We start from the raw sequence: 16,053 nt of genomic DNA on the forward strand, positions 1-16,053 counted from the left end.
ACTTTTTCGTTTAAATAATTTTTTTAAATAAATTATAAACTTTTTTTGAACTATCTTCGTTTAACTGATAGTACGTAAGGTTTACATCATCAGGAGTATCTTGCTGAGCAATCATCACTTCGCTGCTGTGATGATCAACTACCCATATGAAATATTTTTTATAAGTTCCATCTTCGAAAGTAATCCACATATCACAATCTATTAAGTCTGATCCTTCTTCATCTAATGTTAATTTGCCTTTTTTTGCGGTATTCATACTGTTAATAAACGTTTTTAATTCATCTGTTTTTGTGAGAAAGATATCCTTTTTTGTTTTAATTGATTCGACATGTATATCTTTTATTTCCTGTTTTCCTAAAAAAACAGGAGGCTCATTTGGATCTCGCGAGCTTGAAATAATAGTAGCTTTCTTTTTCGGCTTATTTGCAGTATACAGATCTTGAATAGATTTTCCCGAGTTTATAAACCATACAATTCCAGAAATAATTAATACGCTACCTAACAATAAAATAATTTTTTTAATAGGATTTTCTCCTCTCTATTACTTTGTGTGAAGAGCTTTTCTATTAATATATGATAGGTAAGTGTAAAGTATTATAGTTGAACTTGGTTATGCTTCACAGTTTTTATCGGGCGATCTATGAGTAAATTGTAAGTGAGCCCAATTAGTACGAAAATGCCACCGATAACTTTGCCCATTGAGAGTTCATGCGACAAAATGAAATCAATGATAGTCCCCGCAAATAATTGTCCGATAAAGATGAGTAATGTTAAATAAAATGCTGATATTTTAGGAGTAATATAGTTGGATAATGAAATAACGATAACGCCTACTAATCCGCCTAAGTACACGGCGATAGGAATAGATTGCAACGTATGAATAGGGATATACAATGAATCTGAACTGAAAATTAAAAATAACATAGAGAAAAATAATCCAGTAATATAATTGAAAAACGTGCCTTCCCAATTTCCAATTTTTGCTGCTAAATTCGCGTTTATAATTCTAGCAACAACGATAGAAACACCAGCTAAAATAGCGATCGTAATATATAACATTTTTTTGCCCCCATTAATAAATTGTCATGATTATAATTCCGGAAGAGATGAAACATAATCCAATTAGTTTTTTCTTTTCAAACTTTGCAACTTTCATTCCTAATAAGCCGAAATGATCAATAACGATGGAAGCGATAGATTGACCGAGTAAACTTAATGCGATCGTAATAGAGGCACCGAGGACGGAGAAACTTATATTATTAAAAAGAACAGTGAATACTCCAATCGCTCCAGCGCTATATAAAAAAAGCGGAATACCTTTATCAAAATGAATTTTATTTTTGTTTATGATTAAAATGAAGATAACTGCAATTAAACCGACAAGGTGAATGACAACGCTTGCTGTATACTTCCCAATTAACTCAGATAAAATCCCATTCAGTGGAAGCATAACGGCGATGAGCACACCAATAAAGACAGAAAGAAAGTTATACAATGTAATATCCCCTTTAATTTTCATATTTGTAATGACTGTATCATGCTGAAATTGTGTATTACTATGACATATGTCATAGTGGAAGAAGAAAATTTTGATTACAATGGGGATGAGTGGTAAAGGCGGGGGAACTATGAAGAAAGTATGTAATTCAATTAAATTAGCAAAGTATATGAAACAAAATAATATTGATTCATTTTTTAGTAATGATATGAAACCGTATATGGAACTTATATTTTTTAAAAAGAATGAGTTTATTTGTAGAGAAAATGAAGAGATAGATTATTTATATTTTTTCGTTGAAGGAAAAGCGAAAGCGTTTAATACATTAAGTAATGGGAAATCTGTATTATTATGCTTTTATGATAGTTTGCAGTTGTTAGGAGATGTGGAGTTAATTCATTCTCAAAAGACTGCTTCAAACGTACAAGTAATGGCAGATTCATATTGTGTTGGTTTACCTTTAGGAAAAGTGAGAAATCAACTATTTCATGATGCGAAATTTTTACGATGTATTTGCGGATCGTTAGCACATAAATTAAACCGACTTTCAAAAAATAGTACTATTAATTTACTATATCCACTTGAAAATAGACTTGCGAGTTACATGTTAGCAGCAGGAGAACGAGCAGTTCAGCATGAAAATAGAATTGTGTTTAGTGGGAATTTAACGGAAATAGCGGAATTGTTAGGAACGAGTTATCGGCATTTGTTGCGAACATTAAATATTTTTTGTGATAAAGAGATAATAAAGAAGAACGATGGATGCTATGAAGTAGTAAACGTGGATGTTTTGAGGGAATTGGCTGCGGATGTTTATAAATAGGAGATGAAGTTATAAATGATTACACCTATATTTAGAATTTTTGATATTGAAAAAGCAAAACTATTTTACATAGGTTTTTTAGGATTTAAACTGGATTGGGAACATCGGTATGAGGAAAATATGCCATTATATATACAAATTTCGTTAGATGATACTGTGATACATTTATCAGAACATCATGGTGATGCCTCACCAGGTGGTGCGATTCGGATCAAAATAGATGATGTAAAGGATTATCATTCTGTATTATTAAGTAAAGAATATGTTTATTCGAAGCCGAATATAGAAAAAACACCTTGGGGTACAATTGAATTAACTGTAATTGATCCGTTTTTAAATAGAATTATATTTTATGAGGAAAAATTGTCGGAGTAGAAAGGATTCATATACAAATATTCATGGGTTTAGTAGTGTAGTTACGTGGTAAATGTAATGAAGAGTAGTTCATAAAGTAGTGAACTGCTCTTTTTCATGTTGTTAAACAGATTGAATTATTGAAAAATAAATCGTATGATAAAATACATGAACAAATGAGCATATATTCATTTGTTGTAAGGAGGAGGGAAAAGATGTTAGATGCAATCATTGTTGGAGCTGGTCAAGCGGGATTGACAATAGGATACTACTTGAAGCAGGCAGGATATAATTTTTTATTACTCGAGGCAGGAAACCGAATTGGTGATTCATGGAGAAATAGATATGATTCTTTGCGGCTCTTTACACCGAGTGAATATAGTAGTTTACCAGGTAGGATATTAAAAGGAGCAAGGAATGAATTTCCACATAAAGATGAAATTGCAACTTATTTAGAAGAATATGCAAGACATTTTCAATTACCGGTACAATTACAAACGGAAGTTCTAAAAATAAAGAAAGAAAAAGAAATATTTGAATTATATACTCCTACAGAAATTTTACAAACGAAAAAAGTTATTATCGCATCAGGTGGTTTTCAGCATCCATTTATTCCCTCAGTTTCAGCAAATCTATCATCACATATTTTTCAAATACATTCATCACAATATAGATCATCATCGCAAATTCCACAGGGGAAGGCACTTGTAGTAGGTGGCGGAAATTCAGGAATGCAAATAGCAGTAGAACTTGCAAAAACGCATGAAGTTACGGTGTCTATTAGTCATCCTTTAACGTTTTTACCGTTACAACTTTTCGGAAAAAGTATTTTTAATCTGCTAGAAAAAGTGGGTTTATTGTACGCTGAAATAAATACAAAGAGGGGAAGATGGTTTCAGAAGAGAAAGGACCCTATTTTCGGTTTTGAAGGTAAGAAACTTATTCGTAATGGAGCAATTAAACTGCAAGAAAAAGCAGTAAGTGCATCAGGAAATAACATTATGTTTCAGAATGGTGATATTTATAGTGCAGAAAGCGTTATATGGTCAACTGGTTTTGTTCAAAATTATAATTGGATTAAAATTGAACAGGCAGTGAATGAGAAAGGATTTCCTAATCATATAAGGGGAATCAGTCCAGTAAAAGGATTGTATTATATCGGATTACCGTGGCAATCTCAAAGGGGTTCCGCACTTATTTGTGGTGTAGGAAAGGATGCAGCATATTTGCTTTCTGAAATCAAAAAAATAGATCAGTAGTGATAACTACTGATCATCCATATGTACATGAATTAGGAGAGGTCAAACATTTATTAAATTTATTATAATAGATTTTCATAGAATTAAAAACTGAAAATTCTAATTTCATGTTGAGAAAGTTTTTTGTATCGAAATATATGAAAAAATAGGGATTTTTATTGAAACAGAAAAAGATATTTCTATTTTAGTAAATTATGATATAGTCTAAATAAGCGTGTTTTTCCATAAATGTAATTATTTTCATTGTAGTTTCGTTTATATGAGGGAAGGAGAAGTAATTATGAAGTTTGATGATCAACGCTTATTAGGAGTCCGATTAGGTTCTGTACTTGTGACAGAGGAAAATCAATATTTAGTAATTAAGAAAAAAGATCATTATGCACTGTTAAATATACATAATTTAGAATGCACTCATGTTGAAGTGCAGTTAGAACATTTGGAAGAAATGTTGCGGGAAGATTTCCAAGAAAGCATAACGGAAATTATCGCACCAGAACATATAAAAATTGTTGCGAAAAATGTTATATAGATAAAGAAGCTGGAAGGAACAGCTTCTTTATTTTCATTATAAGGGTAACGTTTTTACAACTTCACCAATGATCCCTTCCATTTGATGAACACCTAAATCGGAATTGGTCATAATAACAGCACCATTCCAGCAGTATGGATAACAAACCATCATACATTGAAATCCAACGCCCCATCCGAGTGAATAAACCTGTAATTCTTCATTAGAATCATCTAGAAAAACACCTAATCCAGTCCATTTTGAGCAACCTTGAGGAGAAATCATGTCTATTACTAATTTTTGAGAAAGTTTTAGTTTACCCTTTCCTTGTAAGGAATGAATGATTTCAATAACTAAAGCTGATAAGTCAGTTGGTGTTGTCCAAATACCTGAAGCAGCTGCGAATGGATAAAATGGATACTTCTCATTTGTTACAGTTCTATCTTTATTATGTCCGCAAGCAAAAACATCGCTTTTATCTATGTCTTTTGGAGAGAAAAGTGTACTATTTTTCATTTGTAGTGGCTGGAAGATGTGTTCTTCTAATAACTGACTAAATGATCTTCCTGTAATATCTTCAAGTAGTAGTTCAATAATACAAAAGTTTGCATCGGAGTAGTGAAATTCGTTTTCTGGTTTATAAGTTATTTCTATCGGTACTGGGCAATAGGATGTTTTACCGGCAAGGAGTTCAGACATGTTTGGTCGCCCTTGTGCAAATGTATAATGTCCAAAACTATTAGGAGGATCAATAATTCCAGATTGGTGACTTAATAAATTTCGCAGGGTGACTTTTTTCTGTGAGGTAAATAGGTTGGTAGGTATGTTCCAAGATGTGAGTCTATCATTTATGTCTTCATCTAAATGTATGATTTCTTGATCTGATAACGTTAGTACGAGCATTGTAGTGATGAATTTACTAATTGAACAAGAGTTGAATATAGAATTCGTAGTGACAGTTCTAGTTGTTCCAGATTCAAGCGTTCCAAAGGCAATCGTTTCGTCTAGTTTGCCATCACGTATAATAGCAAGGCTTAAACCTGCAACGGAATATTGGTTCATTTTTTCGTATATATTGTTACTTTTTAAGTTCATAGTGACTCCTTTCTTAAAAAGACAGAATGTTAGTTCTATTATACATTAGTAAATAGAGAGAAAAAGAAAAAACTTTATCTTTTATCGATGAAGTTTTTTTAGTTAATTCGAAGTGAATGTTTTAAAAAATTTGTCTCGGTACATGTACATAAGCCATGAGGTTGTTAGTAAGGAAATAATCATTTGTTTATTTTTAATTGGCGCATTGAAAACAAGCCAGCCAACGATATCAAATAATAAATGTAGTGCAAATGAAAGAACTATAAATTGTAGTAACGTCTTAAAAAATCTTTTCATAATGTGTCCCCCTAAAATAAAAGGTTTTATTAACAGTGTTGTATATTACTATTATACATTAAATGTGTTTAGTGGTGAAATTTACACAAGTTAGTGAAATAAAACAAATGAAAGCTAATAAGGAGGGATAGTCATGGAATTTTGGATGATCATACCGATAGCGGTCCTTGGGTTTATTTATATCATTGAAAAATTAAATAGAATCGAAAAGAAAACGGATGCACGTTTAAAGAGGATGGAAGATAGATTACAGCTAATTTCGAAAGAAATGGGAATTGTAGATAGAGAACCTGAAATTAATAAAGAGTTACGTCAGCTTATGGAAGAAGGAAAAACAGTTACAGCAGTTAAGAGAGTAAGAGAGGCTTTTGGTTTTTCCTTATTAGAAGCGAAGCAATATGTTGATAAATTATAAAAAAGATCATCCATTTGGGTGATCTTTTTTCAATGCACCATGCGTGTATTTACATAAGCAGCGATTATAACGTGGCCAATTATAATGATAGGAAATAAGATTTTGACATTAGGAGTAGTGAAGACACTACCAATTGTGGCGATAATACCAGCAGTTAAATTATAAAGACCAACTATTTTTGATAACCTAACTTTATCTGGCACACGGCGTTCATTGAATCCTGATAAGAGCCAAGTGTATTGTTTAACTCCGATGAAATAGGCTAGTGCAAATGAAATAATTGCTAGTATGAATAATGAGGGGGAAGCAAAGAGAGTCATTGAAAACACCTCCGTTAAAGGGTTATAAATAAATTATAGTATGAATGTTATAATTTAACAAAATACAATTTTGATTTTAAATGTAATAGAAAAATGGAGTATTTGTAATGAGGGGAGATTAAGTATGAATATTGTGGAGTTTCAGATTGAGACGACAAATTAACGAAGGAACTAATAGAAATGGTAGAAAAGAAATTTCAGAAGCGCGTAACGGATTTCATTATTACACATGCGCACGCTGATCGAATTGGCGGAATAAAAACGTTGAAAGAAAGAGGTATTAAAGCGCATAGTACAGCATTAACTGCAGAATTAGCAAAGAAAAATGGATATGAAGAGCCGCTTGGAGATTTACAAACAATTACGAGTTTGAAGTTTGGCAATACAAAAGTAGAAACGTTCCATCCAGGGAAAGGACGTACAGAAGATAATATTGTTGTTTGGTTGCCACAATATAAAATTTTAGCTGGAGGCTGTTTAGTGAAATCTGCGGAAGCAAAAGATTTAGGAAATGTTGCGGATGCATACGTAAATGAATGGTCTACATCGATTGAGAATGTGCTGAAGCGATATGGAAATATAAATTCGGTAGTACCTGGTCATGGAGAAGTAGGAGACAGAGGATTACTTTTACATACATTGGATTTATTAAAATAAGAAATTGTAGAAATACAAAAGAGAGGAGAAATAATTTTCTCCTCTCTTTCTTCTAACTATATTTAAATGCTGAATCTGTCGATTACGCCAGCATGTATTACTGAGATTTTAATTCCAAGTATACAAATACTAGAACTGTCATAATTGCTATAACAACGTAAGTAGCATCAAGCATTATAAGTGTTTTTAAAGTTTCAGTCATTCTAATTCACCCCTGTTATAAAAATATAACATGATCTTTTTATTGATTAGATAAGAGATCATAAAGATAAAATGTATATGAAATTTCTTAAGTAGTTTCTATATAAATATATCATATAAATAATGTAAGTAATGTTAAGATAGTGTAAATGTATTGTAAATAAAAAGCTTTACAATAAAGGCTTTAATAAAAAATGATAGTTTCTTAAAATAAAAAATACGCTATTCTTTCTATTGAATGATAGAAAAGGATGGCGTTTTTGTATGTCTATTTTCATATGTGATGAATTGCAACTATTTGTATAAGGGTTCAAAAAATTTTCGTTGTATATATTTCTCCAAATTAATTATTTAGCTATTTAAAAGTATCGAAAGATGTGTGCACACTAATGTACATTTTTTAGTGTCAATAAAAATATTATGTCAACAATATGAACTGTCACAAATCTTTATATATTATTGTGATTGATATCACATCACTTTTTTTCAATGGGTATTATGCTTAAGGTGTAATGAATGATTGGGAGAGGGTGGGATGATATGTTTTGTTATCAATGTGAACAAACGCCAACAGGCGGATGTAAAGTGATGGGTGTTTGTGGTAAGAATGAAACGATTGCGAGTTTACAAGATACGATTGTGTTTGGGCTAAAAGGAATTGCAGCTTATCGCACACATGCTGCTCAGCTAGGGTATACGGATGCATTTGTAGATGCTACAACACAAGAAGCTTTATATATGACATTAACAAATTCTAATTTTAACGAACAAGAGCATATTGATATGGCTATGAAAGTTGGGAAATCAGCTTTACGGGTGATGGAGTTATTGGATGAGGCACATACGAATCATTTTGGTGTGCCAGAACCTGTACAAATTACACAAAATCGTGTAGAAGGTAAAGCAATTGTAGTTACGGGCCATAATTTATTTGCATTAGAAGAACTATTAAAGCAAACAGAAGGAAAAGACATTAATATTTATACGCATTCTGAAATGCTACCAGCACACGGATACCCGCAGCTGAAAAAATATAAACATTTAAAAGGAAACATCGGTAAGGCATGGTATGATCAAAGACGCCTTTTTGAAAAATTTACTGGTGCCATATTAGCTACAACGAACTGTGTTATGCCAATTAAAGGCTCGTACTCTGATCGATTCTTTTCATATGACATTGCAGGTTTAGAAGGTGTACAAAAAATTGAAAATGATGATTTTACAACGTTAATTCAAAAAACGCTAGAACTTCCAGAAGTACATATGGAGTCGGATGAACAGTTAGTGACAGGGTTTCATCATAATACAGTATTATCATTAGCTCCAGAAATTATTGACGCAGTAAAAAAAGGGAAAATAAAGCGTTTCTTTGTTATCGCCGGTTGTGATGCACCGGGAAAAGGCGGAGAATATTATCGTGAATTAGCAACGTCACTTCCGCCAGAAACGGTTATTTTAACAACTTCTTGCGGGAAATTCCGCTTTAATGATGTGGATTACGGTGTTGTACCTGGTACGGAAATTCCGCGTTACATTGATTTAGGACAGTGCAATAATTCAATTTCTACAGTGAAAATAGCGGCTGCTTTAGCTGATGCTTTTCAATGTGAAGTGAATGAATTGCCAGTAAGTATTGTCCTATCATGGTTTGAACAAAAAGCGGTTGCCATTTTACTAGGGCTATTTAGTCTTGGGATTCAAGATATTCGCATCGGTCCAAAGGCTCCTGAATTTATTTCAGCTGGCGTGCTTGATGTATTACAAGAAACATTTGGTTTAAAACTAATTACAAATGCAGCAGAAGATATGGCTATGATGTTATCGTAACAAAAAATGATCTGTCTTATTAAATAAGAAGAGCTAGCCATATTCATTAACTTTGGTATAGTATAGCGCCCCAAAACAAAAATGTAGAATTTTTATTTTGGGGTATTTTCTTTTCTTAGTGGGATAGGTATGGGGAAATTTAAAAAAAGAAAACAGACTGTATCGAATAGGTAATAGTTGATTTTAGAAAAAAATATAAAAATCGAGTTAACATTCATCGCTACTCAGTCATACAATGTACTTGTAATAAGCAATACTGAGTAGTGTTGTTTCTCAAAATATTTTCAGCAGACAATAGGTAATAGCGGATTTTAGAAAAAATTTGAAAATCAGTTGACATCTATCGCTACTTAGTCATACAATGTAGATGTAATAAGTGATACTGAATAGTTCGAATTCACAAAAACTGTTCAGTGAAAAATTCGCCTTAGTACTCTGTAATACTGAATATAAGTCAGACAGAATAGGGGGTAAAGGAGGATCAGAACATGGAAAATTTAACTGAAATGTTGAAAGGTTCACTGGAAGGGTGTGTGTTGGAAATCATTAGCCGCCGTGAAACGTATGGTTATGAGATTACTCGCCACTTGAATGATCTTGGGTTTACCGAAGTCGTGGAAGGAACGGTGTATACCATTCTCGTACGACTAGAGAAGAAAAAGCTTGTGAATATTGAAAAGAAACCATCAGATATGGGGCCGCCTCGTAAGTTTTATTCATTAAATGAAGCTGGTCGTCAGGAGCTTGAACTATTTTGGAGAAAATGGGATTTTGTATCGTCAAAAATTAACGTCTTGAAGTCAAACTAGCCTCATAATATAAAATGTTTCGGCTCATATTTGGAGAGTTTCTTGTTCTGCTTTATAAAAAGGAGGAAAATAACATGTTGGAAATATTCAAAAAATTAATCGGTGATAAAAAAGAGTACAGAATGATGATGGCACGTGTTGCAGCACTGCCAGAGGACTATCAGTTTGTGTTTAAGAAAATTCAAAACTATATGTGGAATTTTTCGACCGGAAACGGGATGGATATGCTGCACATTCAGTACGAATTAATCGATTTGTTTGAAGCCGGTGCAGCGGAAGGTAGACAAGTGCTAGATATTACTGGGGAAGATGTGGCATCTTTTGCTGACGAACTAGTGGCAAACGCTAAAACGTATGTCTCCAAATATCGTGAAGATTTGAATGAAAGTATTATGAAGAAATTGAGAAAAAAATAAATGCAATACGTAATACCGACTGATTAGCTGGTCATAAATGTGAACCACCGCCATCGCTATTCAGTTATATTTTTAACTCAGTACTAAGTGTTACAGAATATCAGTGGTACTAAATAGAGGGTATAGGTAATTTATTTTTGTAAGGGGGAAAAAGCATGAGCAATGCAGCGATTTCTGTAAAAGGATTAAAAAAATTTTTTAAAGACAAAGAAGTGTTAAAGGGAGTGGATTTTGATGTACAGCGTGGCGAAATTTTCGCGCTGCTAGGCTCAAATGGAGCGGGAAAGACAACAACGGTCAACATCCTTTCGACGCTAATGAAGCAAGATGGCGGTGAGGTAAGCATTTGTGGATTTGATGTACAGCGCCAACCAGATCAAGTTCGTCAAAGTATCAGTTTGACAGGACAGTTTGCAGCTTTAGACGGCATGTTGACGGGGAAAGAAAACTTGATAATGATCGCTAAGTTACGTGGTGTTTCCAATCCCGTTCAAGTCGCTGACAATTTGCTTGAAAGATTTAGCCTGACTGATGCGGCAAACCAAAGGGCAGATCAGTATTCAGGCGGGATGAAGCGCCGGCTTGATATCGCGATGAGTTTGATCGGGGCGCCAGCAGTTATTTTTCTTGACGAACCAACGACTGGACTTGATCCTGAAGCGCGAATTGAAGTGTGGGATACAGTCAAGGAACTTGCCGGTAGCGGCACAACGATCTTGCTTACGACCCAGTACTTGGAAGAAGCCGAACAACTAGCAGACCGTATCGCTATTTTGCATGGCGGAAAAATTATTACGACAGGTACTCTTACTGAACTGAAAGAGATGTTCCCACCGGCAAAAGTGGAGTATATCGAGAAGCAACCGACATTGGAAGAAATATTCCTTGCGATCATTGGCAAAAAGGAGGAGATGTAAATGAAAAGTAAAACAGGTGTATTATTAGGTCGTTTAATGCGTAACATTATGCGCAGCCCGGATACAATTATTACAGTAGCGATTACGCCGATTATGATGATGCTATTATTTGTTTACGTATTTGGCGGGGCTATAAAGACAGGAACAGATAACTACGTCAATTATTTATTGCCAGGAATTTTGCTAATGGCTATCGCATCCGGTGTAGCTTACACTTCTGTGCGACTCTTTACGGATGTAAAGAGTGGGCTGATGGCACGTTTCATTACGATGCCTATTAAGCGTTCATCGATATTGTGGGCTCATGTTTTAACCTCTCTTGTTGCTAATGTACTTACTATCGTGGTGGTTATTCTTGTTGCATTATTAATGGGTTTCCGTTCCAGTGCTAATATTCTAGAGTGGCTCGCGGTAGCTGGAATACTTGGGATGTTTACGCTGGCGCTAACATGGCTAGCTATCATTCCAGGATTGAAAGCGAAGTCTATGGAAGGGGCGACTGCTTACTCGTACCCGCTAGTTTTTCTTCCATTTATTAGTTCGGCCTTTGTGCCTACCGAAACGATGCCAAAAATTGTTCGTGCGTTTGCAGAGAATCAGCCTGTAACTTCAATCGTGAATGCGATTCGTGCTCTTTTATATGAAGGAACTGTGGGTAACGATATTTGGATTGCACTCGCTTGGTGCGTAGGTATAATGGTCATCTCTTACTTTTTCGCCAGTAAAGCATTTAAACGTCAGTTAGGGTAAGAAACGAGATAAACGAAACCTTCAGGAATAATATATATTTAGAAAAGCACGGGAGATTTTCCGTGCTTTTATTATTTATCATGCTCTCATTGTAGTAAATGAAATGGTATTTAAAAATAGGATAATTATCCAGTGATAAAGCTTAATATTTGAGGCTCACTGCTTATGGAATGTATAAGCACACTCGTTTTTGTAAATCTGCTAATACTTCATCGGGTATTTCTTTGATTTTAATATCCTTCCCTAGAAAAAGCAGCCAATTTATTATTTCCGTCACTTCATCGGGATTGTTAACATTGATAAAAGTTTTTAAAATGGCTGTGGATTGGTAAGGATTAGTATAAGATATTGCAATTTTTAAAGGATGGTATTTTTTGAACTGGGCAATTGCTGTTGGACCAAGTTCAAGTACAAGGTTAATTGCTTCAGCCTTCTTACTTAGTTTTTCTAAAATCTTTTTCTTATTGAGCCTTTTATTCGTCGTGTACGGTTCGATATTGATGAGAGCATCGACAGGAAACATTAACTTCTTTTCTTCTTTTAAGTCAAATCCTTCAATGATCCAATGGCTTTTTTCTTGATAAAGGTGTAATAGATAAATTGGATAAGACTTAATTTCTTCATCTTCTTTAATGGTAATCAATAAATGGTTATCCAAAAGAAGGATTTGAATGAGTTTTTCTAACATAGGATGGGGGAGATCAGAAAGCTCAAGTAGATCGGGATTATGAGGATTAGTTCCTTGGAACAGCAAGAGTTGATTTAAAAGAACGAGGTCATCTTGCTGGGTTTCTGAGATGAGTCCTAGTAGTTTTTCAGCTAAAGATTGACGACTTTTTAGATAGGGAAGTTGTTGATTCCTCGTAGCCATAAAGGCAATAAAAAGAGCTTTCACTTCATTATCAGTAAAGCGAACAACGGGCAGGATAGAATTATGCATAACAAAATATCCACCCGTTCTCCCAACTTCAGCGACAAGTGGCATTCCCATAGCTTCAATTTCTCTAATGTCTCTAATAGCTGTCGATCGTGATATGTTAAATTCTCGTATGATTTCAGAAATTGTAAAGTGGGAGCGGTTGTTGATATACCGCATAATTGTATTAATCCGTTCAACTTTTTTCATTTTGGTCTCCTAAACAGTATCATTTTTTGACATGGTTTAAAGATATTATAAACGTATCAGATGAAAAGATAAATCGTTTGATTAATAAAAAAAGAGGCAGGTTTTGTATATGAAAAATTATACTATAGAAGAAAAAGATAGCTTTATTGTGTTAGGTATTGGAACTGAAATTAAGAGTGAGTACACAGACTTTGCTGGAATAAATAAAGAAAAGGAAGACTTTTGGTCGGCTGTTAAAGAAGATGGAAGGCTGGACACTTTAAAAGCTTTAGCGACAAATGAATACATTTTTTCTGTGAGCGAAGCGGTGAATAACAAAATGATGTATTATGCGGGTGTCATGACAGAAGCACAAATAGAAGAAGAATCTAGAGTGATTCAGTTTCCGAGGGGAGAATACTTAGTAGTAAAAGGGGAAGACAAAACAGCTGAAGAGTTAAGTAATAAGTTGACTGGCATCGCCTTCGGTCAAGCTTTACCAGATGCAAATGAGTTTGCTTATGTTGGTGGACCAAATACGACGGTTGAGATGGGGAAAAGAAACGGCTTAGTGTTTGGTGAAATGTGGATTCCAGTTGTAAGGAAGTAAAGTGATAAAAGATACGAATATGGGAAGTAGAGGCTAACAATCTTGGATTGTTGGCCTTTTTAACATGAATATAATATTCATATGTTTATTGTATTTTTTGCGACAAGATTAAATAGCTTTTTTGTTACTTTACAATAAAGTATACTTAATATCAGTAATTCATATAATTAGGAGTGGTTTCTATATTTAGAGAAAATACAAAAAGGATACTTCTGTCATTAGTAACAAATCCAATACTAATAATTGTATACGGGATTTTTTGTTATGAGTTGGCCTTATACTGTAAGTACGGAAGAATGAATTATAATATTTACATTTTGTTATTATGTATAGTACTTTTTATATCCATAACTACATTTACTACAATGCGGGTGATAAAAAATAGAGAATATAAATCTAAAAAATTAACAAATTCAATAGCATGGAGATCCATTTCTATTATCGTTATTGTTGCAATTACATCATTTTATGGGATGCAGATTTATAAAAGTGCAATAAATTACAATGGCAAATTGGCATGGTTTATAGAAAAGTTAAAACATGAAAGGTCAGTTAAACTTAAACATAATAATATATATAAATCTGGAGTAGAAGGTATTTTTGAAGATATAAATAAAAAATATCCTTTGCCAAAGAAATTGTATATGGCAACTGATTTTGATCTTACGTTTCATTCAGATGGAACAATCACAGCGTTTGATACATTTGTTTATGGGAAAAATGTTGATGGGAAAGAAGAAACTTATTTAATCTCTTATAATAAGAAGAAATCAGAAGATATTACTATAATACGAGATGGATACGCAAAGCCTGATTATAATGATGATAAATTAGTAGAACCTTTAATTAAAACGGTTAAGGCGATCCCAGTTAAGCAAACGGTCAAAAAATGGAATGAAAGTAAGTATGGGTTGATTTATTATGGAAAAAGAAATTGGGGATCCAATACAGAGGGAATTATTAATATTACTGAGGATGGTAAGGAGCAGAGTCTTAAAGAAGCAGCTTCTGATATCATTGGATATACTGTATCTATATTTGTCCCTGGAAAAGAGAAAGAGCTAGTCCCTGCTAGATATAATTTAATAAGTGACGCAAGTTGGAGTAAATCAAAGACGCCTCCAAAAGAAGATAGGCTTAAAGAGAAGGAACAACAAGATTTAAAGAATGAAAAAGAACAGTTTTTCCTATCGAAAGAAGTTGGTTATAAACTAAATATGACAGATAAAGCATTAGGGAGCGCCTTTTATTCATTAAGCAAGACTAGTGATGAAGGGAAAACATGGGAGGTTATCAATCCAGACCCATTTAATGGGGGGATTGGTAGTGTATCAGGAATCACTTTTATAAATGATAAACTTGGGTTTTTAGGAGCAATCAGGCCTTCTGGTAATGAAGGAGAGTTATATCGTACAGATGATGGGGGAGTATCTTTCAAAAAGGTAGAATATCCGCCGCATGAAGTGAAATTAGATCATACACAGTCCACAATAAGTCCTTTTGATTCTCCTAGTATGCCATATGAGAAAGATGGGGTTTTTAATATGTTAGTTGGACAAGGGGCAGATGGAGACTACAATGGCGATAGTAGTGCACTTTATCAATCAAAAGATAACGGAGAGACATGGGAATTTGTAGAAGAAGTGAAAAAGAAATAATCAGAATGTCTTTTTGAAAAATAAGGTAACTACTCAGCTATACATTTCATTTAGAAATTTGGTAAGGAGTATAATTCCAGCCATGAAGATAAAAATGGACCTATACCTCGCTGCCTTTCTTTGTTTTATTTCTTATGCTTACTATCAACGCTATATTTATAGAAAGGTATTTTGGTGATATACAAAAGTGGATTCGAAATATTACATGTTGCTTTGCTTTATTCGTAGTAGTTTTAGTAGCTCTACGGATAGGTTACTTTCGAATTCAAATATTTCCATTTTGTGTGTATCACTTCTACCTCAATTTTAAGATCCAGAGAAGGGATTGCTGCTTTTTCAAGGTGAAGTTTTGGGGCTTACGCAAATCACTGTTAGCTTTATAGTTAACCTTGTAATTGTATGTACAGCAAGTAAAATTGCAAAATGGTTTGGCACACGCCCGACGTGGCTACGAGTACAGCGTTGGCTTATGGCAAGTGTTTTAACGGTGCTTGCTGTACGTCTTGCTTTTGAACGTCGACAGTAAGAGCCTCT

19 protein-coding genes and 3 pseudogenes are annotated in these 16,053 nt (G+C 33.9%); 15 read left to right on the plus strand and 7 right to left on the minus strand.

The window, feature by feature from the left end; genetic code table 11:
- Window positions 1–10: 10 nt before the first annotated feature.
- The 3 genes from F3I02_RS26075 to F3I02_RS26085 all read right to left on the minus strand — a co-directional run bounded on the left by F3I02_RS26075 (window position 11) and on the right by F3I02_RS26085 (window position 1,519).
- Window positions 11–505, minus strand: a complete 495-nt coding sequence (locus tag F3I02_RS26075) for a YhfM domain-containing protein (protein WP_046945726.1) — start codon at window positions 503–505, stop codon at window positions 11–13.
- 89 nt (window positions 506–594) lie between these two features.
- On the minus strand, window positions 595–1,059 hold the full coding sequence (locus tag F3I02_RS26080) for a DMT family transporter (RefSeq protein WP_196478565.1): 465 nt from the start codon (window positions 1,057–1,059) through the stop codon (window positions 595–597).
- Window positions 1,060–1,072: 13 nt separating this feature from the next.
- On the minus strand, window positions 1,073–1,519 hold the full coding sequence (locus F3I02_RS26085; RefSeq protein ID WP_046945728.1) for a DMT family transporter: 447 nt from the start codon (window positions 1,517–1,519) through the stop codon (window positions 1,073–1,075).
- Window positions 1,520–1,628: 109 nt separating this feature from the next.
- On the opposite strand from F3I02_RS26085, the gene yeiL reads away from it, so the two are divergent.
- From yeiL to F3I02_RS26105, 4 genes are all read left to right on the plus strand, one after another.
- Complete coding sequence (yeiL, locus tag F3I02_RS26090; RefSeq protein ID WP_033703578.1) at window positions 1,629–2,321, plus strand: transcriptional regulator YeiL; 693 nt, start codon at window positions 1,629–1,631, stop codon at window positions 2,319–2,321.
- A gap of 15 nt (window positions 2,322–2,336) precedes the next feature.
- The gene (locus tag F3I02_RS26095; RefSeq protein WP_000632389.1) at window positions 2,337–2,696 is read left to right on the plus strand and encodes a glyoxalase superfamily protein; all 360 of its coding nucleotides are present in this window, start codon (window positions 2,337–2,339) and stop codon (window positions 2,694–2,696) included.
- Between the two features lie 194 nt (window positions 2,697–2,890).
- Window positions 2,891–3,934 (plus strand): flavin-containing monooxygenase, encoded by a 1,044-nt coding sequence (locus tag F3I02_RS26100; protein ID WP_196478566.1) that lies wholly within the window; start codon window positions 2,891–2,893, stop codon window positions 3,932–3,934.
- Between the two features lie 280 nt (window positions 3,935–4,214).
- Window positions 4,215–4,463 (plus strand): hypothetical protein, encoded by a 249-nt coding sequence (locus tag F3I02_RS26105; RefSeq protein ID WP_000666948.1) that lies wholly within the window; start codon window positions 4,215–4,217, stop codon window positions 4,461–4,463.
- 36 nt (window positions 4,464–4,499) lie between these two features.
- Here F3I02_RS26105 and F3I02_RS26110 read toward each other — a convergent pair whose 3' ends face one another.
- Together F3I02_RS26110 and F3I02_RS26115 are read right to left on the minus strand one after the other, a co-directional pair.
- Window positions 4,500–5,537 (minus strand): serine hydrolase domain-containing protein, encoded by a 1,038-nt coding sequence (locus F3I02_RS26110; RefSeq protein ID WP_086409460.1) that lies wholly within the window; start codon window positions 5,535–5,537, stop codon window positions 4,500–4,502.
- Between the two features lie 102 nt (window positions 5,538–5,639).
- On the minus strand, window positions 5,640–5,834 hold the full coding sequence (locus tag F3I02_RS26115) for a hypothetical protein (RefSeq protein ID WP_196478567.1): 195 nt from the start codon (window positions 5,832–5,834) through the stop codon (window positions 5,640–5,642).
- Between the two features lie 133 nt (window positions 5,835–5,967).
- Here F3I02_RS26115 and F3I02_RS26120 point away from each other — a divergent pair, with 133 nt between their 5' ends.
- Entirely contained in the window at window positions 5,968–6,249 is a 282-nt protein-coding gene (locus F3I02_RS26120) for a hypothetical protein (RefSeq protein ID WP_086409462.1), read from the plus strand.
- Window positions 6,250–6,278: 29 nt separating this feature from the next.
- Here F3I02_RS26120 and F3I02_RS26125 read toward each other — a convergent pair whose 3' ends face one another.
- Window positions 6,279–6,569, minus strand: coding sequence for a DUF3784 domain-containing protein (locus tag F3I02_RS26125; RefSeq protein WP_048525556.1), 291 nt, complete (start codon window positions 6,567–6,569; stop codon window positions 6,279–6,281).
- A 150-nt stretch (window positions 6,570–6,719) separates the two neighbouring features.
- Between F3I02_RS26125 and bla the strand changes: the two are divergent.
- From bla to F3I02_RS26155, 6 genes and pseudogenes are all read left to right on the plus strand, one after another.
- Window positions 6,720–7,226 (plus strand): annotated as a pseudogene (bla, locus tag F3I02_RS26130) (subclass B1 metallo-beta-lactamase); the annotation flags it as partial.
- A 741-nt stretch (window positions 7,227–7,967) separates the two neighbouring features.
- Complete coding sequence (gene hcp, locus F3I02_RS26135) at window positions 7,968–9,254, plus strand: hydroxylamine reductase (RefSeq protein WP_002082429.1); 1,287 nt, start codon at window positions 7,968–7,970, stop codon at window positions 9,252–9,254.
- 488 nt (window positions 9,255–9,742) lie between these two features.
- Entirely contained in the window at window positions 9,743–10,063 is a 321-nt protein-coding gene (locus F3I02_RS26140; protein ID WP_000429484.1) for a PadR family transcriptional regulator, read from the plus strand.
- Between the two features lie 74 nt (window positions 10,064–10,137).
- Entirely contained in the window at window positions 10,138–10,479 is a 342-nt protein-coding gene (locus tag F3I02_RS26145) for a DUF1048 domain-containing protein (protein ID WP_000889650.1), read from the plus strand.
- A gap of 155 nt (window positions 10,480–10,634) precedes the next feature.
- On the plus strand, window positions 10,635–11,396 hold the full coding sequence (locus F3I02_RS26150) for an ABC transporter ATP-binding protein (protein WP_000063324.1): 762 nt from the start codon (window positions 10,635–10,637) through the stop codon (window positions 11,394–11,396).
- Window positions 11,397–12,146 carry an ABC transporter permease gene (locus F3I02_RS26155; RefSeq protein ID WP_000837801.1) on the plus strand — a complete coding sequence of 250 codons (750 nt, stop codon included), beginning with the start codon at window positions 11,397–11,399 and terminating at the stop codon, window positions 12,144–12,146.
- A 163-nt stretch (window positions 12,147–12,309) separates the two neighbouring features.
- On the opposite strand, the gene F3I02_RS26160 is transcribed toward F3I02_RS26155, so the two are convergent.
- The gene (locus F3I02_RS26160) at window positions 12,310–13,272 is read right to left on the minus strand and encodes a helix-turn-helix transcriptional regulator (RefSeq protein ID WP_000755056.1); all 963 of its coding nucleotides are present in this window, start codon (window positions 13,270–13,272) and stop codon (window positions 12,310–12,312) included.
- A 109-nt stretch (window positions 13,273–13,381) separates the two neighbouring features.
- On the opposite strand from F3I02_RS26160, the gene F3I02_RS26165 reads away from it, so the two are divergent.
- The 4 genes and pseudogenes from F3I02_RS26165 to F3I02_RS26180 form a co-directional block, all read left to right on the plus strand.
- Window positions 13,382–13,861 carry a GyrI-like domain-containing protein gene (locus tag F3I02_RS26165; RefSeq protein WP_000801038.1) on the plus strand — a complete coding sequence of 160 codons (480 nt, stop codon included), beginning with the start codon at window positions 13,382–13,384 and terminating at the stop codon, window positions 13,859–13,861.
- A 173-nt stretch (window positions 13,862–14,034) separates the two neighbouring features.
- Complete coding sequence (locus tag F3I02_RS26170) at window positions 14,035–15,519, plus strand: WD40/YVTN/BNR-like repeat-containing protein (RefSeq protein ID WP_074593070.1); 1,485 nt, start codon at window positions 14,035–14,037, stop codon at window positions 15,517–15,519.
- Between the two features lie 107 nt (window positions 15,520–15,626).
- A pseudogene (locus F3I02_RS26175) lies at window positions 15,627–15,779 on the plus strand (DUF3963 domain-containing protein); the annotation flags it as partial.
- Window positions 15,776–16,045: pseudogene (locus tag F3I02_RS26180) on the plus strand (LysE family translocator); the annotation flags it as partial. The pseudogenes F3I02_RS26175 and F3I02_RS26180, both read left to right, overlap by 4 nt.
- Window positions 16,046–16,053 lie beyond the last annotated feature (8 nt).

The sequence above is a fragment of the Bacillus sp. SRB3LM genome, assembly GCF_015712745.1.
In the GTDB taxonomy this organism is placed as follows: domain Bacteria; phylum Bacillota; class Bacilli; order Bacillales; family Bacillaceae_G; genus Bacillus_A; species Bacillus_A thuringiensis_K.